Here is a 23,646-nt window from a genome sequence, read left to right as displayed (position 1 = left end):
TTTGAATTAATTCGGAATAATTAGACTTAACAAGGAGTAATAATATGTCTTTAAGAGCAAAATTAACCTCTGCTGCTGTTGCGTTAGTTCTCACAGGATCTGCTTTTGCAGAAGAGGCAGTCTGTCCTAAATTGAGTGATATTCAATCTGTAGGAATTACAATGGCGTCGCAGCTGGCTTATAACTATTACATTGGTTATTCAGTTAATCATTACAATACTTCTTCAAGCTGGGGATTTGCTATTGGGCCTGTAGAGGCAGAATCTGAAGAGGATACAATAGAAATCACCAATGACATTTTAGCAGGTTTAACTGCTCCAGGAGTTCCTGAGTCTGGTCAAGATGATGAATTAGTTTGTATTTACGAAACAAATGATCCTGACCTTTTTGCAGTGGCAATTAAAGATTATGAAGAAATGTCACCAATGAAGTTTAAGCAATACATACATAAAGCTCGTTAATAAAATCGTAGCCTGGGGCCTGAGGATTCAAGTAGGATTAGCCCCGGGATCCTCTGCGCCTCACCCGGGAAACAAAACAATACAATATATTTTTAAATATTAATAATTATTTCTGGATTAATCTCTTTACTACATCTTGATCTGAAAAAGCATGTTTTACGGAACCAATCTGTTGATAGGCTTCATGTCCTTTGCCTGCAATTAAAATAACATCATTTTCATCGGCTTCATTTAATGCATAAGCAATTGCTTCTTCGCGATCAACAAGTTGAATGACATTGGATGATTTTGTAATACCTTCTGCTATCTCATTAACAATGATTTGTGGATCTTCTGTACGTGGGTTATCACTGGTAATTATGATTTGATCAGCAAGCTTACTTGCAACACCTCCCATCACCGGTCTCTTGCTTTTATCCCTATCACCACCACAACCAAAGACCACCCACAAACGTCCTTTTTTCAATTGATTTAAAGTGAGAAGCGCATTTTCCAAAGCATCGGGGGTATGTGCATAATCAACCAGGACATAGGGTGCATTGGAAATAATTTCCATCCGCCCAGGAGCGGCTTTTAATTGGGTCATTACTTCTACCACCTTTGCAGGTGCATAACCAGAAGCCAATAAACTACTAAATACAGCCAAGCTATTATAAATGTTAAATTGGCCAAGGGCTTTTATTCTCAATTGATGCTGTCCCCATGGCGAGTGAACTTCAATTTCTGTACCTTTTATATCCATAGACCAATCTATGACTTTCACATCACAATTCTGGTGTATTCCATAAGTTACTTTTTTTGCATGTGGCTTAACAGCTGCTGCCATGATTCTTTGATAGGAATCATCTTGATTAATAATCGCCCACTGTAATGATTCTCTGGCAAACAATAATGCTTTTGCAGCTGCATAATTTTCCATAGTGAGATGATAATCGAGATGATCCAGTGTTAAATTAGTAAATATAGCCTGCTTGAATTCAATCGCATCAACTCGATGTTGCGCAAGAGCATGAGAAGAGACTTCCATGCACACTTGACTCATACCTTGATTTTTATATTGGTGTAATAGCTTTTGTAAACAAAGAGAATCAGGTGTTGTATTATCCAATAATTGGAGTTTATCTACATTTCCTTGCCCAATAGTACCAATGTATGCTGCCCCTTGTCCTAATAAATGATGAGCTTGAGCTAATTGATATGCAATTGTAGTTTTGCCGTTAGTACCAGTTACTCCGGTTATATTTAAAAAACGGCCAGGATCATCATAAAACTGCTTGGCAATTGCGGCCAGCTGTGTTGCTAATTCGGGAACAGGAATGCAAGGAACTGAGTCAGGTAATCTGCAATCCTTGGGAAAATGATAAGGATCATAGGCAATGGCAACAGCACCCGCAGAAACGGCTTTACTTATAAAGAAACGACCATCAGCTGCTGCGCCAGCATAAGCGATAAACAGGTCACCTGGTTGAATGCGACGGCTGTCATTTTCCAGACCTGTAACAGTACAATCCGATTTAATGTGATGCATCCAAGGTTTTAATAATTGTGAAAGTTTCATCACTTGGTTCCTAGTAGTTCTAAAAGTAGATGTTTTGTAGGCTGGGTGAAGCGCAGCCGGATTTTATAAAATGATTTTCTCATCCTGAGTTTTCGCCACGCGCCACTCAGGCTACAAAACACGCAGCTACAAAGTGCTCTAAAGATCTTTAACGGCCAAAACTTATCCTACCAACTCATCAGTTGGGATATTAAACAATCGCAAAGCTCCCGACATCACTTTAGCAAACAGGGGCGCTGCAACTGCTGCAGCATAATAACCTTTACGTGAAGGCTCATGAATTATTACTACTACAACAAACTTAGGTTTTGATACGGGTGCAATACCAATAAAACTTGCAGTATATTTTCTGTCTTTATAGCCATCCTTCCCTGCTACACGTGCTGTCCCAGTTTTCCCTGCTACTCGATACCCCGGTACTCTTGCTGATTTTCCGGTACCATCCTTTCCTAAAACTGCTTCCATCATAGACAAAACCTGTTTCGCTGTCTCAGATTTCATTACCTGTACGCCAGGGGTTGGTGGATCATTATGCAGTAAGGTTACTGGAATCAATTTACCTTGATTCGCAAAAACCATATTGGCCTTAGCTAATTGAAGCGCTGTAACTGACAAGCCATAACCAAAGCTTAATGTAGCCAATACAAACGGTTTTGCTTCTTTAACACTAACAATTCCTCCCTCGCTTTCCCCGGGATATGTACTTTCAGTTCGTTGTCCAAAACCACAACGTTGCAGCAATCCAATTAATTGTTCTGGAGGACTGGCTAAAACCATCTTTGTAACCCCAACGTTACTTGAGTGTTGCAACACTCCCGTTACGTCGAGGACGCCATAATTATGAATATCGCGAACTGTCCGACCTTGAACACTCATCCAACTTGGATTCGTATCAATAATCGTAGAGGGTGTGAATAAACCGGTTTCCAATGCACTGGCGATGCTAAACGTTTTGATAACCGAACCGGGTTCGAAAGTATCAGTAACTGCTCTATTTCTATACGTATCTTTATCGTAGTGTCCCCGCGAATTAGGATTATAGGAAGGAACATTAGCCATAGCCAAAATCTCACCGTTTTCTGTATCAACTACGACAACAGAACCTGATTTTGCTGCAAACTCCTCAACCGTTTTATTTAATTCACTGTATGCTAAATATTGTAGCCGTCTATCGATACTCAAAGCCATATCACGTCCAGGGCGCGGTTGTTTCATCACACCTAACTCTTCAATAATTCGTCCTAAACGGTCTTTAATTACTCTTTTTTTACCAACAACGCCCTTTAACCAATCTTGATAGGCAAGTTCAATTCCTTCCAAACCTTGATCATCAACATTAGTAAATCCAACAAGCTGGGAAATACTATCTGAATCAGGATAATAACGTTTGAACTCTTTTTGAAAATTAACACCTGGGATTTTTAGTGTTTTTATTTTTTTAGCCAAGGGAGGAGGCAATTGTCTTTGTAAATAGAGAAATTCTAACTCTTTTTTTTCTGCATCGACGATTTTTCTACTTAATTGCTGGGGAGTAAAACTCAGATATTCGGCTAAAGACATAAATTGTTCTTTGTCAGGTGAAAACTCTTTAGGATTCACCCATACCGACTCTACAGGAGTACTGATTGCTAAAGGGGTACCATTCCTGTCCATAATCATCCCTCGATGTGCAGGAATATCTACAACACGCAAACTGCGGGCATTACCTTGCCCTTGTAGAAATTGGCGATGCAGCACAGTGAGATCAACCATTCGCCAAATCAAAATTAATAAAAGTAATGAAAAAAAAGTAGATACTACAATCAGTCTGTTCAAATGAGTTGAGTTTTTCATGGATACTATCCATCTGTAGCCAGGATGAAGGCAATGCCATAACCTGGGTTTGATTGCACAAAAACTCCCAGGTTACCACCTTGTTCCACCCAGGCTACGTTACACTAAAACTAAATGGTGCAATGGTACTCGTTTAAAACCAAAACTTCTACTGCTGTGCTTGTAACCAATAAGTATTTGTGGACGTTGGTAAAACCATTTGTAATTTTTCGGTAGCTAACTCCTCAACTCGTGCTGGTCTCGCTAAACTTGCTTGTTCTAAGAGTAATTGTCCCCATTGCAGCTGTAAATAGTGACTTAACTGCTCCTGTTGTTCTACTTTACTTAATGTCACTCGATATGAATTGGTACTGTACACAACAGCCAAAGCACTCACTAACACAGCCACTAATAATATAATCAGCATGTATAATGATTTTGACATATGCATATCAGCCAGTTGACCATTAAATAAGGTACCTTGATTGATTACTTTCGCTGCAGCGTTCATGCTAATTTCTCCCCTATTCTAAGTACAGCACTTCGAGATCTAACGTTCTCTTTTACTTCAACTTCTTGTGGCATAATCGCCTTACCTATTCTTTTAAAATTTGTTTTTAATGCTTCATAACGAATGGGCACCTCGGGAGGAGGCTTGGCCCCTTCTTCTTTATCACGCATAAATTGTTTGACTATGCGATCTTCCAGGGAGTGAAAACTAATCACTGCCAGTCTACCTTTAGGCCCTAGAACATTGAGACATTGTTCCAGACAGCTCTTTAAATCATTCAATTCCTGATTTATATAAATCCGTATTGCTTGAAACACTCGAGTTGCTGGATGCTTGTGTTTTTCCCATTTAGGATTTGCTTCTTTAACAATTTCGGCCAACTGCAAGGTTGTTGAAATAGGAGTTACATTTCTGGCAGCAACAATGGCCTTTGCGATACGACCTGCAAAACGTTCCTCACCATATAATCTGAAAACAGAAGCCATTTCTTCTGCCTCGGCCTCATTAACAAATCGTGCGGCACTCATTGGTTGCGATGAATCCATACGCATATCCAATGGTCCTTGCTGCATAAAACTAAATCCTCTTTCTGGATTATCCAATTGTGGTGAAGACACCCCTAAATCCAGCAAAATACCATCTACTTTTCCCAACACACCTGCTTCGGTAGCAAACTCTTCAATTCTTGCAAAGGAACCTTGAAATATATGAAAACGCTTATCTTGACCAAAATGTTCGGTAGCGTATGCAATTGCTTCTAAATCTTTATCTATGGCATATAAACGACCTTGCTCGTTTAAATGACGCATAATTTCCCTACTATGACCTCCGCGGCCAAAAGTACCGTCAAAATAGATGCCGCCGCTTTTGATTGCCAGGCCATCTATTGATTCATGAAGTAATACTGATTGATGCATTGCCATTTTTGTTTCCATTACAAAGAAAACGTTTTCATTTCATCGGGTAACCCACTAGTTCCGGAACTTTCCTCTGCCAACCATTGTTCACGTCGGGTTTCCCAAAGATCCTTATTCCATACTTCAAATTTATTTCCTTGGCCTATCATCACTACATCTTTTTCCAACTGTGCATAATTTCTTAAAACTGTGGGTAAAAGCACCCGTCCATTACCATCTAATTCGACATCAGTCGCATGTCCAATCAATAAACGCTGTATTCTTCGAGCGGCAGCATTAAAACTAGGCAGTTTCTGCAAATTATCTTCAATTATCTGCCATTGAGCCGCGGTGTAGAGCAATAAACATGTCTCCTCCGTATCAATAGTCACCACCAAAGGCGTTTTTTCTTCAGCACCCAGCGCGGAGCGATAACGCGTAGGGATTGCTAAGCGCCCTTTAGTATCAATGGTGATGGCATTTATTCCACGAAACATGTTTTTTTTTATGTGGAAGTTTTTCTCCCTCCACAATTCTCCACTTTTTTATTATTTTACCCCACTTTTCTACACTATAGAAACACATTTCTCCATGCGTCAAGATAAAAAACCACTTTTTAGTTAATTTATTTATGGATTATGAAACAAATGATCAAAAAAAGCTCTTTATGAAAAGATTGTGCTCGATTAGTCGCTGAGGGAAAAAATCACACCGAACTGCAAACTACAACAGAATTCGTGGATTAAAAATGCAAATTATAATGAAGATAATATGCGCAACAGCCTAAACACCACCAAATATAAATTTATAGATAGTATTGTAAAATACGGCCATGTAGTTCATAATTTGATCACGAAAGTATCATTTAATGTGATGATTGGTATAAAGTTTTTGTCGTGAATAAAATGGAGAAAATGTGAGTCAAGACCCCAAACGAGCACAAGTTCAACTCAATATAGATAAAACTCGCAAAGCATGGAACACTCTTGCCGAATGTAATCCGTATAAAAACGCTACGACTATGGAACGAATAAATGAAAGGATAGCATTACACTTGATGTACAATGAAATGGCAGAAAAAGACTCTTGGTATGAGCAACAAACTTTATATACAACAAAATTTTTACCAGCCTTTTATAAATATAAAGACCGCTTCATTCAATCAGCTGAACAAATAATGCAGGAAGATAACCCAAATAATAAACGTCAATTTGAAATAGGTACAAAACAATATTATCAAGCTCTAAAACTTCTTCGAAATTGTCAACTGGTGATAAATGAATCCTTGTTTATGTACAATCGAGTAAATGGAGAACATTTTGAACAGAAAATTGAGTTTTTACAGACGCAATACAAACTTCTAGAAGAAGAGGTTAATATTTTTAAAACAAAAGTAAACGAGGTTTCTTTTCATTTTGAAGACAAAAAAATGAAATACTTTAAAGATCAAGAAATCTCTCTACCAACAATAGCTACGAAATATGAAAAAGCATATGAGGACTCCTATGGTAGATTTTGGGGATGGATTAAAAGTCTCTTTCAAAAGAGCGACAGAGTCCAAGAGCTTAAATTTTTAAAAACCATTTCAGAACACAGCGACTGTGATAAGTTAATTCAAGTTCAAGCAGCAACTTTAGTACATAATAAAATTCGCGCATCAGAATTATTTGGTAGAGGAAGCCAGCTTGCTCTAATCTTGGAGAGCTTTTTAAAAGGAAAAGATCCAGAGGTAGGAGAGCATGGAAATTTAGTTCAATTTCTTCAAGACCATGAAGAAATAAAGAAACTCATGCCAAAAAGCTTAAAAGAATATTTTGAAGAGAACCAACAAGAATATAATCAAGGGATAATTAATGCGGTTCGCTTTTGATACCCTTTCCAGCTCAGCAATCTTTGCTAAAAGTGTTGATATGATTTTTTCGTAGCCGTTCCTGCTGCGGCTATTTAATTATAACCGCATTATTTTTTAGATATTTTTTTACATTAATTTAATACGCACCGTTTTGCTGGAGAGCCCTCGCTGTGCTCGGGATTACGGTGGGGAGTTACTACTATATATGAATGAATTTTGTATCTTGTTCAATTAAATCAATGATTCATCAATGCAGCCAACCTTATGCCTTGCAAAACCAAGTCAGGAACCAGATGATCATATAAGCCCTGTTTTTCAAATAAAGAAGCAAACCCCCCTGTTGCTAATACTAATGCTTTCTCAGCACCAAAAGCCTCCTGATTTAGGCGTTGAATTAATTCACGGCAAGCGCCAATTGCACCGTAATAAACACCCGATTGAATACTTTCTATCGTCGAACGCCCCACTGAATTTTCAGTTTTTATGATTTCTACAGCAGGTAATTTAGCTGTATTTTTTGATAACGCATCAACTGAGAGTCTAACCCCTGGTAAAATTGCGCCTCCCATATATGCTTTTTGAGCACTGATGACACAAAAAGTAGTTGCGGTGCCAAAATCAATAACAATCACGTTTTGATTTGGATGGCTATGGGTTGCAGCAATAGCATTGGCGATTCGGTCAGCACCAACTTCTATAGGGTTACGATATTTGATATTAAGACCTGTTTTAACTCCTACCTGTAACAAAAAAGGTTCTAAAGAAAAGTATTTAACACATGCTGAACGCAATGAATAATCAATTTGAGGCACTACAGAACAAATACCAATTTGTTTAATTGCTTCAGGAGAACAATTGTTTTCTCTTAAAACACTTTTCAAAAAGATGCCCAGTTCATCAGATGTACTTACGGTAGAAGTGTGACGAAAACGCAACTTTATCTCTTCTCCATCAAAAACACCACCATAGATATGAGAGTTTCCAACATCAATACAAAGAATCATAATGTCATGCGTCCAGGTTAAAAAACACGATAGTAAATTGCGATGCTTTTATTAGCAAGTTATTAGTCCGCAAAATGAATGAATTTATAATAGACTTCTTCGGAAATTCGCTACAGAAAGAGGAGTACAAGAAGACACGGAGCGCAGAACTGGAGTGTACACGCAAGTATATGAGGATTCGAGCAGCATCTCGATCAAGCGATCCTTTCTCTGTAATAGATTTTCCGAAGTACTCTGAATGAAAAAGCCCTGCTTTACGCAGGGCAGAAGTGGAGATTATGTCTTCAATATAGCAACATATTGATGCCTATTGATTAGTAGGGTTTAACAATTACTGTAGTACCAATATCAGCAAAATCTTCGTTTAACCATTTTGCTGCACTAGGTAAAACACGGATGCAACCATGACTCGCATTATAGTTAGGTACTTCGTACGCAGCATGAATTGAATATCCCCCATGGAAATGCATACAGTATGGCATTTTTGCACCGCCATGGGTTTCTAATGGATAAATACTGGAAGTACAATCTTCACCTTTTTTAGAGTAAACACTGAATGTCCCTGTCACAGTATGACATGGTTTACCTGCATCCTCACAGAAATCCTTACCCCCAGAAGCACTACCGGTATTTACCCTATTACCTTCTCTATCGTAAGCTGCCCATGCTGTTGCTTTAGGGTCAAATACAATAACTTTTTTTCCTGTAGCAGGTCTTTTCATGGGAAAGTAATTTGAACCCTTATGGTCTGATTGCATACTCATCGTATAATGAGTGTTGCCAGCATCATCAACTATAGGGACTGACCTATCCATGGAAGCACAGGATGTTGCTAAAGCACACACTGGTACCAACACTAGATATTTTTTCACTTTATTTCTCCCTCTTTTTTCTTAGTTATCGGGAGATTTAAAAATAGGTTTAGGTATTTTTATAAATTTTTTTTACACTGTGTGTTTTTTATGAACTCTACGATCATTAAATGATTGCTTTTTTGGTTGTTTTGGAAGCATAAATCGAATGGCATTCATTAACTGTTTATCAGTACATTCAAAGCATCCACCTCTTGCCGGCATTGCATTTAAACCCTCATCAGTATGTTTAAAAAGCACGTTCATTCCTTGTTTTAAACGCATTTTCCAATCAGCTTCTTCGCCAATTCTTGGTGCACCTAGAGGGATTAATGGTTTATTTGCATGACAATTGGCACAAAAATGATGATAGATTTGTTCACCTTCATTTTTGCTACCACTAATTGATTGCAAAAACTCTTGAGGATGATGGGTTTTTGCATACACCGGTAGTTGGCATATCAATAAAATGACTACATAAATACTGAAACGAATCATCATGTAATATTCTCCAAAATATTGGCACAATATTTGCAGCTTACCGCAAGTTACTCAAAGAGGGATTATTTGTGAACAAGTGCATACTAAGTGTTTTACTATTTTTTGCAAGCACAGAATTACATGCTGATGCAATTCAGTCGCCTGATATATTAACAAATAAAATAGAACATCATATACGTAATGAACTTTCTTCATATAAAGAAGGAACAGTTCGAGTTACAGCAGATAAAATTGATTCTCGTTTAAATCTCAAAGCATGTGCCGAGGATCAATTGGTTGTCTTTAACCCCTATCAATCTCCCATCTTAAGCACCAGTACGATGGGTATTAAATGTCAAGAAAATGATAATCACTGGTCGTTATATGTTCCTGTTAAAATAACCGTATTAAAAACGATCTATGTCGCCAAACGAGCCCTAATAAAAGGCAATCGACTTACTGAAGATGACATCTATCAAACAGAAATGGATGTGCAACGTTTGAACAAAGGCTATTTTACTGAAAAGGATTTATTAGTAGGGCAAATCTGTAAACAAAATATTTCACCGAATAGCCCACTGAATCCTCATAATATTGAGGCAGCAAAATTGATTAATAAAGGAGAACGTGTTTCTATCGTAGTCAATGATAATAATTTAACTATAAGTATGGATGGTGTAGCTATGGAAGAAGGTTCTCTAGGTGACACCATTAAAGTGCGTAATCTTTCTTCCAAAAAAATTATTGAAGCTCAGATTACTGATGCAAAAAAAGTGAATGTTATTATCTAAAAAAATCAATAACTAATTAAATTTTACTAAAGATTTTAAAAAAACGGCCGATACATATAGAAGTCAAACGTGATTGAGGATAAATTATGTTTAATCAAATTAGTGATGCAGTTCCTGTAAAAACTCTAGATGCAGACAATCGATTGAAAACAAAACATCAAGAAAAAATTAAAAGTTTGATTGAAGATCCCTCTTCACTCGTCAGTATAAGTGACACCTCCAAACAATTAGAGGCAATAAAAAACTCCCTTAAGGAAGTCTCTGAAATCAACGATGCTCGAGTTTTATATTTTAAAACTGAAATAGCGCTAGGAAACTATCAGATTGATAGTGACAAAATTGCCATGAAAATGTTAAATGTAGAACCTGCTTAATTTCTAAGGGCTATTATATGGATAATAAGAAGAACTTATTGAGTAGCTGTTTGACCCAAGAAATTAATTGGATAGAACTGCTCAATTCTTTATTGGTTGATGAAAAAGAAATATTAATATCTCGAGAATTTAAGAGACTTGAAGAGTTTGCAAATAAAAAACAGGAATTATCGAATAAGTTAGAAGAAAGTGCTAAACAACGGCTGCAACTTCTTAATCATACCAATCCCAATCAAACAATAAATCAGGTTTTAACTGAATTTCTTAAAGATTGCAGTGCTGAAGAGGTAAATGAGATCAACCAGTTAAATACCAAGCTTGCTGAACTTCTCACACGCTGTCGCGAATTAAATGCAGTCAATGGACAAGTAATAGCTAACAATCTTTATGTGCGTCAAGAAATTGTCAATACACTGTCAGGAAATCAAGAAAACGCGATCAGTGTCTATACTTCCCAGGGTAACATTGAGTCAACAAAAGATAATTCACATCATCAAGAAGCCTAAAAATACAATACTTCTGGGTGAAAGCAGAGCTGAACCCAGAAAAAACCTCAATCAACAACCCATCCCTAATGAAACACAGCCAAACACAAGTATTATTTTTACACAATAAAATAAAAATAGGTATAATAGGATAAAAATTTATTTTAATTGATATGAAATTCTTTTCAAAAAAATATGACAGTACAGTTGTAGTTGAATTTTTCTCTGATAAGTCGACCAAAGAGAGTGCAATAAGGGAAAATTCTAAAAACTTGTTAGGTACTCATTTTAAAGAAGAAAATCGATTGTTTTATTCAGCTCTACTTGAAAGTTATCCTGACCTGAGTCACCTCACTTCTCAATCTCGTTTATGCTTGATCGGACACAGTGCTCAAGGAAAACAAAAATTTTCCGGCTGTGACGTAGATATGCTGGTAGAACGTTTAGTAGAGGATTGTTCATTAAGCGCAGTCAAACGAATTACGTTCATCGCATGCCATCTTGGAGGTGCGAAAGCATTCATAGAGAAGCTCCAATTAAAATTAGCTGATGAAAATATTTATACTGAGATTGCTGCTTATAAAGCCTATTTGGTTGTTGATAGTTCAGGACATCGCTGGGTTGATTTAGGTGCACATGATGGCCTGGTCGAAGCACGGAAACAAAAAATTGTAATGGGGTGGGAAAAAGGTCCTCAGGGCACTCCACCGAAACAGGTTGTTTTAGTAGATACGAATGAAATTAACCCGCATTATGAAGATAAGCTATCTGACGAGAGTTATGAGAATGCTGAACAAATCCCATTCCAAATGACTTAGAACCTAAGACAGGAAAAGAAATTTAAGCATGTTTCAGGAGCCACTACTTTAGCCCGCCCTTACCAAAAGATACTTCAGAATAAGAAAAACTTAAAATTCCTGGGTTTCGCACTAATCCATTCAGGCAAGGATGCGTCATCCCGAACGTAGAGAGGGATCTCCAAAAATGGTTATGAATAAAATCGGGAGATCCTTCCTTATAAACTAGTCAGGATGACATGGTGGTGAATGCTTCGTAGCTATTGACAACTGACATTAGAATTCACGAGAGTTATCGCATACGAAGAGCTCCATCCAAACGAATCACCTCACCATTTATCATTCCATTTTCAATGATATGAGCTACTAATGAAGCAAATTCATCAGGTTTCCCAAATCGCTTGGGAAAGGTCATAGTTGCTATCAAATTGTCTTGAACTTCTTGCGGCATATTCAACAGCATAGGCGTAGCGATTAACCCGGGAGCTATTGTATTCACTCGAATTGCAAACTGAGCTAACTCGCGTGCAGCAGGAAGCGTCATGGCGACAACTCCGCCCTTGGAGGCACTGTATGCAGCTTGGCCAATTTGTCCTTCAAACGCCGCAATTGAAGCTGTGTTAATAATGACTCCCCGCTCCTGGGAACTACTTTCCAGTTCTAAACTGCTCATTGCATGTGCTGCAACCCTCATAACATTGAAGGTACCAATGAGATTTACATCAATAACTTGTCTAAAGGCTGCTAAAGGCATCGCTCCTTCTTTTCCAACGATACGTTTTGCTGGGGCAATCCCTGCACAATTAACACAAACTCTTGGGGCTCCTAATTGCTCAATGGTTTGTTGCATTGCCTTTTCGACCGATTCATCGCTGGTTACGTCGCAGCTGATAAATAAATCGGCTTCGCTTTGATCGTCTACTTGCTTATCCCATGCCACAACTCGCATTCCACGCGTTTGCAGATATTGTACACTTGCCTTTCCCATACCTGAAGCACCACCTGTTATCAATGCGATTTGATTCGTAAAATTCACTTTATTCTCCATAATTTGTAGTTTGGGTACAGCGTATCGAAACCCGGGAAATTTAGTTTGTTAACCTGGGTTTGCTACGCGTGGCACCCAGGCTACAATAAACTTGAGTCAATTATATTTAATGTAAACAGGCCCTAAAAAAACTCCTTACTCAGTTGTTTGAACTCGGGAGTGCCTGCTTTTCTTAACCATTCAAAAAATACCATTTCGGAAGTAATCAAATGAACCCCTTCATTTTTCATTCGTTTCAGTCCATATTTCATATTTTGTTCACCCCGACAGCTTACTGCGTCAACAACAACAAAAACATCAAATCCGGCTTCTCTCATTTCTAATGCAGTTTGCAAAACACAAACATGTGTTTCTATACCGATAAGAATTAATTGCCTTTTATGAAGCTGCTTTAATTGCTCCACATATTTAGGTTCACCCATACAGGAAAAGCTTACCTTATCAATACATTGTTGTGGATCAAAATACGATTGAAATTGCTGCAGAGTTGAACCAAGACCTTGCGGGTATTGTTCACTAACCAGAATGGGTACGTCGATTTTTCTGGCTAATTTTAAAAGCCATTCACAACGCGCAATAAATGCTTCACTATTCAGTACGGCTGGTGTTAATTTTTCTTGCACATCAACCAATAATAAAAGTGAATCCTCTTTATTAAGTAACATCCTTATTCTCCATTAATTTTAAGACTTATAAAAGCATACAGCCTGGATTTGAAACTTCAATCCAGGCTGTACCTATTAGCAGAAAAAACTCGAGTAAAAGCTATATCCCTGCTATATCAATTGTTTTCATTTTAACATCCATTTGCTTATTACCACGCTGAATGGATACAGTTATTTGCTCTCCTACTCTTATTTCGGTAAGCATATTGTATAAAACATCGTAGTTGGGAACAGCATGTCCATTAAGTGCAACAATAATATCACCTAACTGGACACGACCCCAAGCATCTCGGTGAGTACCTCGCAAATGAATTTTAGCTGCAGGTGTATTGTCTAGAACATCTGCAATTAATATCCCTTTGCGTATGCCTAGTTGACGAGCAACCTTAGGCGGCACGCTTTGAATACCTATGCCAGACAAAACAACTCGACCATTTTTAATAATTTGCGTCACAATACGATCAATATCATCAGCAGGTACAGCAAAACCAATTCCGGCAGACGAACCCGACTGAGAATAAATCATCGTGTTCATACCAATTAACTGCCCGGCGCTATTCAATAACGGACCACCTGAGTTTCCTGGATTAATTGGAGTATCTGTTTGAATCATATTGCGAATTGTAACTCCGCCAATACCAGGAACCTTTCTCCCTAAGGCCGAAATTACCCCCTTAGACAAACTATGATCCAGACCAAAAGGATTACCAATCGCAATCGCCTTTTGTCCCACCATGAGCTCATGCAGATGTACCACTTCAAATGGTTTAAATGCTTTAAGTAACGCCAAAGCTTGCGGTGACTCAATCTTTAATACAGCGATGTCCTTACGTGGTTCTGCACCAACAACCTTAGCCGGCACTGTCAAATTACCTAAAGTAATAGCCAACTTGTCAGCGCCTTTGATGACATGGAAATTAGTAACTATATACCCATTGTTATTCCACACAATTCCAGAACCCGCGCCATCTGGCACTTGTTTTTTCTGCAACGATCGGTTGGTTATTGTTGCTAACCGATGAACATACACTACCTTTGGTGCTGCGTCATGAAATACTGTCACCGTATTTTGTTCATCAGGAAGAAGAGAGTTTACACCTGTGCTATGCCCCGGCAAAGCCAGAATAGAACATAACATAAATGTCATAAACCATAAAAAACGATGTTTTGCCATCAATATATTCTCCACCAATTAGCTAAAAATTTTGCATTCCTGCAAAAAATGCAAGTTGAATTGTAATATAAACAATCAAAAATGTCACTAAATGGGTTAGAAGATTAATTTTCAAGCAAATGTTATTGAATGATTTCTATCCTCCTCCTTCTCTTCATTAGGTAGGCTATCGTGACGCTTATTTTGGTGGGACTTGGCATCTTTAAGTACCTGATTTTCTTGTTGCTTTGCTGGCGGATTATTTATTTCGTGTTGCATTTTATCAACCTCAACACGTGCAACATGCTCTACTCGCGTTTGGATCAACGAAATGCCAGGACTAACCCCAAAATATTGCATCAAAAATTGAATTGGAATCATCAGCATATCTTTAAAAGTCGTCGTTGAAGCTTCGATACTTTTCACTGCTATGATTTCTGTATTATCGATATGACGTAGATATACTTTTTCCAATAGCGCTGAATGCTGTTTGTATACATTATCCAAACTTTCATTTCGAACTTTTTCTTGGTTTAAAAGAAATTTTTGAAAATCAGTATGCGCATCCCATAGAAGCCCTCTTCTTTCTTGTAATTGCTTAAGATCCGTATCATAAAAGGCAATTTCACGATCAATTTCCTCTCTTAAGCGATCACATGCAATTTTACGCTCAGATGAAATTTCCCCACTAACGATACAACCAGATTCTTTTATAATAGCCTTGGCATAACGCTCAACTAACTCTGTTTTTTTACTTAAAATCTCCTCTATTTTAGTATCTATGTACCTAATTGCATCTTTATTCGTACCAAGCACTTGGTAATGAGAATCAAAGCGCTTCTCGCTTTGCATTTGAGTACGCATTTTTTCTAGTTCTTTGACTTCCAGAGATAAGGCCCTACTTTGAGCCGTATCATTTAATTGCTTGTCTCTGCTCAGCAGAATTTGTCTAATAAATGCAGACAACACAACAACCGTTCCCAATACTGCAGCACAAATAAGCGCTATACTAACTGGCTCCATAATCAACTCCTCGAATGAGACAAATGAATCAATTGAGTATGAATTTCAATTGCAAAATACTCGCTAAAAGTTTGATATGAATCAATCGTTGGCCATTGATCAGGTAGGCTTGACATACGACTCATGGCTGCTGAGAAAATTGGTAGATAATGCTCTTTAATGAACGGTTTTATTTCTGTCAAATTAGAAAAATTCCTCACTAAAGCGGTAGCATTTTCTTCCAAATGCGATAATTCTACTTTTTCAATAACATCCATCAAATCCTCTTGCCCCTCTAGAGATTTTTTAATCCAATCGAGCAAAGCTGCACGAGGCTGAATAAGCAATAATTGATGACTTGTTTCTATCGAAGGCTCCATCAACACAATATGGTTGTGTAGTTCAAATTTAAAACAACATAGAAAATCAAGAAAGTTGGTTTCAATTTCATGACGCGCTTTATCACCTAACCAACGACAAATTTCATGGCGAAACATTTTTGAAAAATGTTTTTCTATTTCATCTAAAGTTGCATCATCCGAATTTTGTTTTGGCAACACATAAGCCGTATTATCAATTTGTAATAATCTAAGATCCGGTAGTTTTGTATCAGGTAGTTGTGAAGCAAGAAATGATAAAAAAACAGCCGTAGGCTTTAATACCACTATTTCATGTTGGCTATGGCGCATAATCTCTCCTTGATTTTGAACCTAAATCTCTCACCAACAGATTTACAGCACACTCTTTTTCCATTGAACCTGCGCGTTCACTTAAGATCTTTTTTGTCTTTAAACAGTTAAACTCTTGTTTGATGAAAAAATCTTAAAAACTCACCATCTCAATGTAATAAGCGCGTCGCTACAATCTTTAGCAAAATGATTCAGCTTGATTTGACTCATCCTGAGTACAACAGGCCCCCTATTTAAAACGATAGACCATATATCGACACTTCGCGAGTGAACTTTAATTTTTTCATAATATTGACCCGGGACATTACTTTTTTTACAGTACGCCAATAATAAAGAATCAAAGAATAACGCACGTGGATAAACAAAATTTATATAAAAAATTTAGTAAACCATTACTCAATTGGTTTGCTCTTCATGGGCGTAAAAACCTACCGTGGCAATTACCTCGAACGCCCTACAGGGTATGGATTTCCGAGATTATGCTCCAGCAAACCCAAGTGCAAACTGTTATCCCTTACTTCGAACGTTTTATGCAACGATTTCCTAACATTTACGCTCTAGCTCAAGCAAATGAAGATGAAGTACTTTCTTTATGGTCAGGACTTGGTTATTACAGTCGCGCTAGAAATCTTCATCAAACAGCAAAAAAAGTGATACAAAACCATGACGGTGTTTTACCTGCCGATTATCAGTTATTAGAAGCTCTACCAGGAATTGGTCCATCTACTGCAGCAGCCATTGTGTCGCAAGCCTTTAACCAACCAGTTGCTATTCTTGATGGTAATGTAAAACGAGTTCTGACGCGCTTTTTCACAATTAAAGGTTATCCTGAACAAACACAAATAAAAAAAACATTATGGGAACTCGCTAATTCCTGTATGCCTCAAGACCACTGCGCTGACTACACTCAAGCGATTATGGATTTAGGAGCCATGTGTTGTACCCCTAAAAATCCGAATTGCCTTAATTGCCCTTTACAGAAAAGTTGTCTGGCATTTAAACATAAAGAGCAACATCTATATCCGACAAGAAAAATAAAAAAACCATTACCCACCCAACACCAGCAATTACTCGTCTTATATAATGATCAAGGCCACATTTATTTAGAAAAAAGACCCCCTGTAGGACTATGGGGAGGGTTATGGTGTTTGCCCAATCTAGATGAAGGCGATTGCCCTCTTGATTTCATTCGTTTGAACTATGATTTATCAGGAGAGTCCCCCCAAAAACTAATGGCTTTTAAACATCGTTTCAGCCATTTTAATTTAGAAATCAATGCGTTCAGCATAAAAACTAAAGTTTTAGGTAAAGTATTGTCTGAAAAACAAGGGCAGTGGTTTGCTAAAGAACAAATAAGCGCTTTAGGATTAGCTCAGCCTACCAGCAAAATATTATCTTTTCATTACAATATGTATATTTAAAGCGCTCTATGGTATAAACGTGGCTTTTTTATTGGTTGACTTGTTCAATGAAAGAGTTTATTCAGTCCAGCTCTGCTTTAAATACTTTGGTCCAGTATGTGCAAAAAATAGGAGTTTCATTAAAAACTTCTCTCCCTAGAAAGAAAACCGTTACTCAACTGAGCGACAATTCACTTACTCAAGAACAACAAAAATTCATACAAAATCGGGCTGCAAAAATAATTCAGCATACATATCGCAGCTATAAAGTAAAACAAAAGATAGGGGAGAATCCTTATGCTTTTTATTTGTCAATGATGAGTGAAGAGGAACAACAGCGAGTCCCCGCCCATATTTTATTTGGAAGTCATGTCGCAGAAATTAGAAGCGATTCAGTACATCGAATAAATAATCCTTATATTTACTCCGAAGCAAAATATCATAGAGATGATGATTTATCTGGAATCTTGTTGGATAATTTAATTTCCTCATTCAATATTAGTGACGCATCACGTGCAGTAAATGATTATGTCCCTGTAACATTGTTGGATAATACTCCTGTTGAAGATATTGCTAAACGTTACTTTCCCCAGGAAGAACCCCAACCACAAATTATTAAAGATACTAAGCATTCTATTGCATTGGTTGCTATACCCCAAAGCAATACCAAGTCTTATGAAATAAAAGGGGTTTTGAGTATTTGTGGCTTGGTCGCAAGCCCTTGGGAAATTGCAATCAATGTAAAAACCCCTCCCTATCCTCTTATCAAATTCGAGAAAATCGACCCAGCGCTCAATTTGGTTACAAGCAAAGAAGCATTATTAAAAAGTAAATTATTTAATAAACTTAATTTAATTGCTGATAGTTCCCAACATACAACCAACAAATTGGCCCAAGGGCTAAAACAATTATTGATCGATCTTCCTGAACTCAATCCAAATGCGATCCAGCGTATTGTGCTTGTACTCAATATAACTTGTCTTTTTTATGAAAATAATTATCCAAAATTTGCATTCTGTATTTATACAGTTATCCATGAAATCAGCCTTGCGTTATTACAACAAAACGACATTGGACACTTAAAAAAAGATTATTCCAGATTCATGTTTGAAACCGAAAAAGTATTACTTCATACATTGGGACTAAAAAAAGAACAATTAGAGAAGACGACTTTTTTTGCTTCACTTGCAATGTCAGGAACCAATGCATATGTCATTGCCATGCATTTGGCTGAAAAAATGAAAACTAAAGACGATCTCCCACCGACAATTAAGGTATACGGAATCGGTTATTATGAATTTGAACACATTACAAAAGAAACTGAATCTGCTGATGCAGATGTGTTTATTATTTCCGCTGGCCCAATTGTCAACGAAGAAGGTATTATCCCTGGTATTGATATTAATCAGTTAATAAAATACAAATGTATTGATAATAAACGAGAGAAGCCACTGACAGTAATTATTGATGCAACTAGTGCATTGTATAAAAATTTGCATTTAGATCCTGCAGTTCAAGCTCTTGTAGTCGAGGGGAAGCTCTCAATAATAATCCATGAAAGCTACCAAAAATTTGGTCTCTTTCATACCGACCAAGCGCAATGTGGCAAAGTATATGGATTATGCGCTAAAGCAAGCTATGCAGAGGACCTACTTAAAGAATTACAGAAAAACGCCCAGAATGATTTTAATCGTCACGTCGATTTGCGGATAGGCGCTTATATAAGTATGAATTGCAGCCAAATTTTAGAGGAAGTAAAACGGCAGCACTTTGCTAATGGTGCGCTTTTAAGAAATATGTTTGCCCAAGCCCGATTAATTGATACAAAGATAATCGAACATCCACAAATGCTTTCCAACCCCGAAGAGTTATATTTTGTTAGTTTTGATCCGCAGAAATCAAAATCACTTGAAAACTCAGTCCAGGAACTCGTTGAACTCAGAGATAGTTTCGGACATTTTTGTACAACCCACTCCGCAATCAGTGATTTCGTGGACTCTGAAGAAATGATGCAAACTCGAATTAGTGCTGATGCCTCAGATACCATTGATACTTTAATCAAAACATCACAACTTTATTTGTCAAATTGTTATACAAAGGATGAATTATTAAAAATTCTCATCCAAAACGCTCGAAAATCCGATTCATTATCATACGACGAGCAAATTATTTCCCTTGCCTTGGTCAATAATATAATCGACTCCATTTCTGTTGACTCACCCCTTATACACAAAAACTTATTGATCCTTTTTGCCTCAATAAAATGCGTACGTGAACAATGTTTTTTGTTAAAAGACCGTCAATACATTACAAAGGTAGATAGCTACTTATTGAAGTTACAAGATAAGATTATTACCACCTATAAACCGCTACATCCACAAGATTTCATTCAATCCATCCAGAAAAAGTATCAGGAAGGCAACCTCTTCATTTCCATGGATACCCAATTAAAGTTAGAGGATGAATATTCTAAAAATAGAAAAGGGTTCCTTTTTTTCGATTTCTCCAGCTCAAATTTTTCTTCTCAATCGTCAAAAAAGTCTAATGACGACAGGTGTAGCCCAAAAACTGAACTGATTTAATGTGTCGTTTAAGTGACACTCAGTTTAAAATGTTTTTAGCTTAATGAACCGCCACTGGCTAATATTTGAATTGCTACTTTTGCATCAGGTTGTCCTAAATTGGCAGCCGCATTGATCCAAAACCACGCTTTCTTTCGGTCTTCTACCACTCCTTTGCCATAATAATACATATAACCTACAGCATATTGTGCATCAGGCAGACCTTGCTTAGCTAATGGTTTTAAACGGATAAACGCCTTGCGGTATTCTTCGAGTCTGAAGTTATCAATTCCTTCACGCAAATTGATGGCATTAGTCATAGCACATCCAGCAAGAATAGAAATAAAAATTACAACGACTAATAGGTTAAATAAACGTCTCATAAATTTTTTATTCCCCTTCCAAAGGCTTGGCTACTGGTTCAAAGATTAATTCATTTTTGGGCAAACTTAAACTCTCTAAAGCACCATTGCGTTCAACCAAAATTCCAGACGCCATAATGCGTTTGATCACTGCCCCCCCAGGAATAGTATCCCCCAATTTATAAGTATTTTCCTCTCCATCAGCAGAACGAATAATTACTTGAGAATCATTTATCTGATTAGCAAACAAAATCCCTACTAAAGTAACATTCAGCATCGATTTCTTAATAGTAGTTAAATTATCAGAAACATAAACACCAAATAAAGAAGAATGTAAAATAGCATCAAATGAATTTTGCTTTGCAATTACCGGCATCTCATTTGTGGTTACAGATTCTGTCTGCATATTAGCCGGGGAAAATATCAATGTAGCGTATTCAGTAATAATCAATATGGAAAAAAGCGAAATTAAGGCAATAATAATCCATTGTGCGTATTTTGCTGAAAATAAAGCTTGAATATCAAATTTCATTGTCAAAACGCCCCTGCAGTATAAACTTGCCTAGACCTAGACTCCTCATTGTTCTTTAGAGAAGTAGAACTTGCCTATATATAGAACCCCCACTAGAATATCCTACATAAACCGCTCTGAAAAGATCGCCCGTCTATAAATAAACCTCTTTTCAAACGCCCTGAGAAAGTGAATACGAAGAGACGCAGTGAGAAGAACCTAAATGTACACGCCAGTACATGCGGATGCGAGCACCGCCTCGTCGAAGTTATTCATCTCCTCGGTCGCGTTTGGAAAGAGGTCTAATGAAGGGTATCGATATTAAAAAAATTTACAGCCCTAAGGACAGTCCAATGAAAAAGAATCACTTTGAAACGCGAGCCATTCATGCAGGTCAACACCCTTGCCCAAGTACCGGTGCAGTCATGACACCAATATATGCAACCTCAACTTACAAACAAATTGCACCGGGCGAACATCTCGGTTATGAATATTCGCGTACACATAACCCGACTCGTGGTGCCTATGAAGGGTGTATTGCCAGTTTAGAGTCTGGAGAACGAGGTTTTGCTTTTGCTTCTGGAATGGCTGCAATTAATACAATTGTTGATTTATTAGATGTAGGAGATCATGTTGTGGCCATGGATGATCTTTATGGCGGCACTTTTCGTTTATTTGACAAAGTCAAAACACGCACATCAGGGTTATCCTTCTCCTTTGTAGACATGTCTGATACTCGCAATATAGAAGCGGCGATTACACCAAAAACACGCATGCTTTGGGTAGAAACCCCTTCAAATCCCATGTTAAAACTAGCCAATTTACGTGAAATAGCGGCAATAGCAAAGCGCAATAATCTCATCGCTGTAGCAGACAATACATTTGCAACTCCTTGGATTCAGAGACCTCTTGAATTAGGATTTAACATCGTATTGCATTCGGCAACTAAATATCTTAATGGCCATTCAGACGTAGTCAGCGGGGTCGTGGTCGTGGGCGATGATCCGAATTTAGCGGACAAAATCGCTTTTCTTCATAACTCATGTGGTGGAATTGCAGGTCCATTTGACAGTTTTCTGGTTTTAAGAAGTTTAAAAACCCTGTCGTTGCGTATGGAGCGACATTGTGAAAATGCGCATCATTTAGCAAATTGGCTCAGTAATCAATCCGGAGTAAAAAAGGTCATTTATCCAGGTCTTGCAAACCATCCTCAACATAAGTTAGCTAAAGAGCAAATGCATGGGTTTGGCGGTATGATTTCCATGGTAATTGATGGGGGTATTGATGCAGCCAAACGCTTTCTTGCTCGCTGTGAATTATTTACTCTAGCTGAAAGTCTAGGGGGCGTAGAAAGTTTGATAGAGCATCCAGCAATTATGACGCATGCATCGATCCCTCCAGAACAACGGAAAGCGTTGGGAATTGAAGATGGTTTTATTCGGCTCTCAGTGGGCATAGAACATGTGGAAGATTTACAAGCTGATTTGGAATATGCACTGGCAAATTAAATTTTTCAATACACCCTGAATACAAAAGTAACAGAGGAAAAACAGATGCAGACTTTACAAACTATAATTGAACAAGGTTTTGAGCAACGTCAAACGTTGTCCATTGATACAGCGCCTCCTGAACTCGTCACCGCAGTTAATGAGGTGCTTTCGTGTTTGGACAGTGGTCAATATCGAGTTGCTGAAAAAATAAATAATGAATGGGTCGTACATCAATGGATAAAAAAAGCAGTTCTTTTATCTTTTAGACTTTACCCCAATCAAGTAATTGATTCCGGTTTTTGTCAGTTTTATGACAAGGTGCCGCTTAAATACAATAACTATACTGAAGAGCAATTTAAACAAACAGGGGTACGCGTGGTACCTCATGCCATGGTCCGCAAAGGAGCATACATTGCAAAAAACTGTGTTTTAATGCCTTCTTATGTCAATGTGGGTGCATACATTGATGAAGGAGTCATGGTAGATACCTGGGCAACTGTGGGTTCTTGTGCCCAAATCGGTAAAAATGTGCATCTTTCGGGTGGAGTAGGCATCGGTGGTGTACTAGAACCATTGCAAGCTAATCCTACAATTATCGAAGACAATTGCTTTATCGGCGCCCGCTCAGAAGTAGTTGAAGGGGTTATTGTGGAGCGAAACTCTGTCTTATCTATGGGCGTTTATTTAGGACAAAGTACTAAAATATACAATCGTCTTACCGGTGAAATTACCTATGGTCGTATCCCGGAAGGATCTGTGGTAGTAGCGGGTAGCTTACCCAGTGAAGATAAAAGCTACAGTTTATATTGCGCGGTCATTGTGAAACAGGTGGATGAAAAAACCCGAGCGAAAGTAAGCATTAATGAACTATTGAGAGCTAACTAGCATATGAT

At 37.7% G+C, this 23,646-nt stretch carries 25 protein-coding genes; 10 read left to right on the top strand and 15 right to left on the bottom strand.

What is annotated here, in order from left to right; all coding sequences use genetic code 11:
* Positions 1-44: 44 nt before the first annotated feature.
* A complete protein-coding gene (locus ACWTEW_RS21820) occupies positions 45-461 on the top strand; it encodes a DUF4949 domain-containing protein (RefSeq protein WP_454780616.1) in 417 nt (138 codons plus the stop codon).
* Positions 462-567: 106 nt separating this feature from the next.
* Here the strand turns inward: ACWTEW_RS21820 and ACWTEW_RS21815 are convergent, their stop codons facing one another.
* The 5 genes from ACWTEW_RS21815 to mraZ all read right to left on the bottom strand — a co-directional run bounded on the left by ACWTEW_RS21815 (position 568) and on the right by mraZ (position 5,735).
* Positions 568-2,019, bottom strand: a complete 1,452-nt coding sequence (locus ACWTEW_RS21815) for a UDP-N-acetylmuramoyl-L-alanyl-D-glutamate--2,6-diaminopimelate ligase (RefSeq protein WP_454780615.1) — start codon at positions 2,017-2,019, stop codon at positions 568-570.
* A gap of 162 nt (positions 2,020-2,181) precedes the next feature.
* Entirely contained in the window at positions 2,182-3,852 is a 1,671-nt protein-coding gene (locus ACWTEW_RS21810; RefSeq protein WP_454780614.1) for a peptidoglycan D,D-transpeptidase FtsI family protein, read from the bottom strand.
* A gap of 148 nt (positions 3,853-4,000) precedes the next feature.
* Entirely contained in the window at positions 4,001-4,342 is a 342-nt protein-coding gene (gene ftsL, locus ACWTEW_RS21805; RefSeq protein WP_454780613.1) for a cell division protein FtsL, read from the bottom strand.
* Positions 4,339-5,265 carry a 16S rRNA (cytosine(1402)-N(4))-methyltransferase RsmH gene (gene rsmH / locus ACWTEW_RS21800; RefSeq protein WP_454780612.1) on the bottom strand — a complete coding sequence of 309 codons (927 nt, stop codon included), beginning with the start codon at positions 5,263-5,265 and terminating at the stop codon, positions 4,339-4,341. Before rsmH ends, ftsL begins: the two co-directional genes overlap by 4 nt.
* Before the next feature lie 11 nt (positions 5,266-5,276).
* Positions 5,277-5,735, bottom strand: a complete 459-nt coding sequence (mraZ, locus tag ACWTEW_RS21795) for a division/cell wall cluster transcriptional repressor MraZ (protein WP_454780611.1) — start codon at positions 5,733-5,735, stop codon at positions 5,277-5,279.
* Between the two features lie 524 nt (positions 5,736-6,259).
* On the opposite strand from mraZ, the gene ACWTEW_RS21790 reads away from it, so the two are divergent.
* Complete coding sequence (locus ACWTEW_RS21790; protein WP_454780610.1) at positions 6,260-7,108, top strand: hypothetical protein; 849 nt, start codon at positions 6,260-6,262, stop codon at positions 7,106-7,108.
* A 218-nt stretch (positions 7,109-7,326) separates the two neighbouring features.
* Here the strand turns inward: ACWTEW_RS21790 and ACWTEW_RS21785 are convergent, their stop codons facing one another.
* The 3 genes from ACWTEW_RS21785 to ACWTEW_RS21775 all read right to left on the bottom strand — a co-directional run bounded on the left by ACWTEW_RS21785 (position 7,327) and on the right by ACWTEW_RS21775 (position 9,446).
* Positions 7,327-8,094, bottom strand: a complete 768-nt coding sequence (locus tag ACWTEW_RS21785) for a type III pantothenate kinase (protein ID WP_454780609.1) — start codon at positions 8,092-8,094, stop codon at positions 7,327-7,329.
* A gap of 314 nt (positions 8,095-8,408) precedes the next feature.
* Complete coding sequence (locus ACWTEW_RS21780) at positions 8,409-8,966, bottom strand: L,D-transpeptidase (protein ID WP_454780608.1); 558 nt, start codon at positions 8,964-8,966, stop codon at positions 8,409-8,411.
* 72 nt (positions 8,967-9,038) lie between these two features.
* Complete coding sequence (locus ACWTEW_RS21775) at positions 9,039-9,446, bottom strand: c-type cytochrome (RefSeq protein WP_454780607.1); 408 nt, start codon at positions 9,444-9,446, stop codon at positions 9,039-9,041.
* A 68-nt stretch (positions 9,447-9,514) separates the two neighbouring features.
* Between ACWTEW_RS21775 and flgA the strand changes: the two genes are divergently transcribed.
* The 4 genes from flgA to ACWTEW_RS21755 all read left to right on the top strand — a co-directional run bounded on the left by flgA (position 9,515) and on the right by ACWTEW_RS21755 (position 11,893).
* Positions 9,515-10,216: a flagellar basal body P-ring formation chaperone FlgA gene (gene flgA, locus ACWTEW_RS21770; RefSeq protein ID WP_454780606.1), complete on the top strand. Its 702-nt coding sequence runs from the start codon at positions 9,515-9,517 to the stop codon at positions 10,214-10,216.
* Positions 10,217-10,302: 86 nt separating this feature from the next.
* A complete protein-coding gene (flgM, locus tag ACWTEW_RS21765; protein WP_454780605.1) occupies positions 10,303-10,590 on the top strand; it encodes a flagellar biosynthesis anti-sigma factor FlgM in 288 nt (95 codons plus the stop codon).
* Positions 10,591-10,607: 17 nt separating this feature from the next.
* A complete protein-coding gene (locus tag ACWTEW_RS21760) occupies positions 10,608-11,096 on the top strand; it encodes a flagella synthesis protein FlgN (protein ID WP_454780604.1) in 489 nt (162 codons plus the stop codon).
* Between the two features lie 152 nt (positions 11,097-11,248).
* Positions 11,249-11,893: a C80 family cysteine peptidase gene (locus ACWTEW_RS21755; RefSeq protein ID WP_454780603.1), complete on the top strand. Its 645-nt coding sequence runs from the start codon at positions 11,249-11,251 to the stop codon at positions 11,891-11,893.
* 271 nt (positions 11,894-12,164) lie between these two features.
* Here the strand turns inward: ACWTEW_RS21755 and ACWTEW_RS21750 are convergent, their stop codons facing one another.
* The 5 genes from ACWTEW_RS21750 to ACWTEW_RS21730 all read right to left on the bottom strand — a co-directional run bounded on the left by ACWTEW_RS21750 (position 12,165) and on the right by ACWTEW_RS21730 (position 16,429).
* Positions 12,165-12,908, bottom strand: a complete 744-nt coding sequence (locus ACWTEW_RS21750; protein ID WP_454780602.1) for an SDR family NAD(P)-dependent oxidoreductase — start codon at positions 12,906-12,908, stop codon at positions 12,165-12,167.
* 134 nt (positions 12,909-13,042) lie between these two features.
* Positions 13,043-13,585, bottom strand: coding sequence for an isochorismatase family protein (locus tag ACWTEW_RS21745; RefSeq protein ID WP_454780601.1), 543 nt, complete (start codon positions 13,583-13,585; stop codon positions 13,043-13,045).
* 100 nt (positions 13,586-13,685) lie between these two features.
* Entirely contained in the window at positions 13,686-14,759 is a 1,074-nt protein-coding gene (locus tag ACWTEW_RS21740) for a S1C family serine protease (RefSeq protein WP_454780600.1), read from the bottom strand.
* Between the two features lie 111 nt (positions 14,760-14,870).
* A complete protein-coding gene (locus tag ACWTEW_RS21735) occupies positions 14,871-15,761 on the bottom strand; it encodes a hypothetical protein (protein WP_454780599.1) in 891 nt (296 codons plus the stop codon).
* Positions 15,762-15,763: 2 nt separating this feature from the next.
* Positions 15,764-16,429 carry a hypothetical protein gene (locus tag ACWTEW_RS21730; RefSeq protein ID WP_454780598.1) on the bottom strand — a complete coding sequence of 222 codons (666 nt, stop codon included), beginning with the start codon at positions 16,427-16,429 and terminating at the stop codon, positions 15,764-15,766.
* Between the two features lie 353 nt (positions 16,430-16,782).
* On the opposite strand from ACWTEW_RS21730, the gene mutY reads away from it, so the two are divergent.
* Positions 16,783-17,850 (top strand): A/G-specific adenine glycosylase, encoded by a 1,068-nt coding sequence (mutY, locus tag ACWTEW_RS21725; protein WP_454780597.1) that lies wholly within the window; start codon positions 16,783-16,785, stop codon positions 17,848-17,850.
* Between the two features lie 47 nt (positions 17,851-17,897).
* A complete protein-coding gene (locus ACWTEW_RS21720; protein WP_454780596.1) occupies positions 17,898-20,411 on the top strand; it encodes a hypothetical protein in 2,514 nt (837 codons plus the stop codon).
* Between the two features lie 35 nt (positions 20,412-20,446).
* On the opposite strand, the gene ACWTEW_RS21715 is transcribed toward ACWTEW_RS21720, so the two are convergent.
* Positions 20,447-20,773 (bottom strand): tetratricopeptide repeat protein, encoded by a 327-nt coding sequence (locus ACWTEW_RS21715; protein WP_454780595.1) that lies wholly within the window; start codon positions 20,771-20,773, stop codon positions 20,447-20,449.
* A 7-nt stretch (positions 20,774-20,780) separates the two neighbouring features.
* Positions 20,781-21,284: a type II secretion system protein N gene (locus tag ACWTEW_RS21710; protein WP_454780594.1), complete on the bottom strand. Its 504-nt coding sequence runs from the start codon at positions 21,282-21,284 to the stop codon at positions 20,781-20,783.
* A gap of 332 nt (positions 21,285-21,616) precedes the next feature.
* Here ACWTEW_RS21710 and ACWTEW_RS21705 point away from each other — a divergent pair, with 332 nt between their 5' ends.
* Positions 21,617-22,771: a trans-sulfuration enzyme family protein gene (locus tag ACWTEW_RS21705; protein ID WP_454780593.1), complete on the top strand. Its 1,155-nt coding sequence runs from the start codon at positions 21,617-21,619 to the stop codon at positions 22,769-22,771.
* A gap of 45 nt (positions 22,772-22,816) precedes the next feature.
* Complete coding sequence (dapD, locus tag ACWTEW_RS21700; protein ID WP_454780592.1) at positions 22,817-23,638, top strand: 2,3,4,5-tetrahydropyridine-2,6-dicarboxylate N-succinyltransferase; 822 nt, start codon at positions 22,817-22,819, stop codon at positions 23,636-23,638.
* Positions 23,639-23,646: the final 8 nt, after the last annotated feature.

The sequence above is a fragment of the Legionella stuttgartensis genome (assembly GCF_977063405.2).
The sequence above is the reverse complement of the archived record's forward strand: the minus strand, read 5'-3'. Positions and strand labels throughout refer to the sequence as shown.

Excerpts from the sequence above, each read along its gene's own strand:
- ACWTEW_RS21820 (WP_454780616.1), top strand. The coding sequence starts at position 45 with ATGTCTTTAAGAGCAAAATTAACCTCTGCTGCTGTTGCGTTAGTTCTC.
- ACWTEW_RS21815 (WP_454780615.1), bottom strand. The coding sequence starts at position 2,019 with ATGAAACTTTCACAATTATTAAAACCTTGGATGCATCACATTAAATCG.
- ACWTEW_RS21810 (WP_454780614.1), bottom strand. The coding sequence starts at position 3,852 with ATGAAAAACTCAACTCATTTGAACAGACTGATTGTAGTATCTACTTTT.
- ftsL (WP_454780613.1), bottom strand. The coding sequence starts at position 4,342 with ATGAACGCTGCAGCGAAAGTAATCAATCAAGGTACCTTATTTAATGGT.
- rsmH (WP_454780612.1), bottom strand. The coding sequence starts at position 5,265 with ATGGCAATGCATCAATCAGTATTACTTCATGAATCAATAGATGGCCTG.
- mraZ (WP_454780611.1), bottom strand. The coding sequence starts at position 5,735 with ATGTTTCGTGGAATAAATGCCATCACCATTGATACTAAAGGGCGCTTA.
- ACWTEW_RS21790 (WP_454780610.1), top strand. The coding sequence starts at position 6,260 with ATGGAACGAATAAATGAAAGGATAGCATTACACTTGATGTACAATGAA.
- ACWTEW_RS21785 (WP_454780609.1), bottom strand. The coding sequence starts at position 8,094 with ATGATTCTTTGTATTGATGTTGGAAACTCTCATATCTATGGTGGTGTT.
- ACWTEW_RS21775 (WP_454780607.1), bottom strand. The coding sequence starts at position 9,446 with ATGATGATTCGTTTCAGTATTTATGTAGTCATTTTATTGATATGCCAA.
- flgM (WP_454780605.1), top strand. The coding sequence starts at position 10,303 with ATGTTTAATCAAATTAGTGATGCAGTTCCTGTAAAAACTCTAGATGCA.
- ACWTEW_RS21760 (WP_454780604.1), top strand. The coding sequence starts at position 10,608 with ATGGATAATAAGAAGAACTTATTGAGTAGCTGTTTGACCCAAGAAATT.
- ACWTEW_RS21755 (WP_454780603.1), top strand. The coding sequence starts at position 11,249 with ATGAAATTCTTTTCAAAAAAATATGACAGTACAGTTGTAGTTGAATTT.
- ACWTEW_RS21745 (WP_454780601.1), bottom strand. The coding sequence starts at position 13,585 with ATGTTACTTAATAAAGAGGATTCACTTTTATTATTGGTTGATGTGCAA.
- ACWTEW_RS21740 (WP_454780600.1), bottom strand. The coding sequence starts at position 14,759 with ATGGCAAAACATCGTTTTTTATGGTTTATGACATTTATGTTATGTTCT.
- ACWTEW_RS21735 (WP_454780599.1), bottom strand. The coding sequence starts at position 15,761 with ATGGAGCCAGTTAGTATAGCGCTTATTTGTGCTGCAGTATTGGGAACG.
- ACWTEW_RS21730 (WP_454780598.1), bottom strand. The coding sequence starts at position 16,429 with ATGCGCCATAGCCAACATGAAATAGTGGTATTAAAGCCTACGGCTGTT.
- ACWTEW_RS21720 (WP_454780596.1), top strand. The coding sequence starts at position 17,898 with ATGAAAGAGTTTATTCAGTCCAGCTCTGCTTTAAATACTTTGGTCCAG.
- ACWTEW_RS21715 (WP_454780595.1), bottom strand. The coding sequence starts at position 20,773 with ATGAGACGTTTATTTAACCTATTAGTCGTTGTAATTTTTATTTCTATT.
- ACWTEW_RS21710 (WP_454780594.1), bottom strand. The coding sequence starts at position 21,284 with ATGAAATTTGATATTCAAGCTTTATTTTCAGCAAAATACGCACAATGG.
- ACWTEW_RS21705 (WP_454780593.1), top strand. The coding sequence starts at position 21,617 with ATGAAAAAGAATCACTTTGAAACGCGAGCCATTCATGCAGGTCAACAC.
- dapD (WP_454780592.1), top strand. The coding sequence starts at position 22,817 with ATGCAGACTTTACAAACTATAATTGAACAAGGTTTTGAGCAACGTCAA.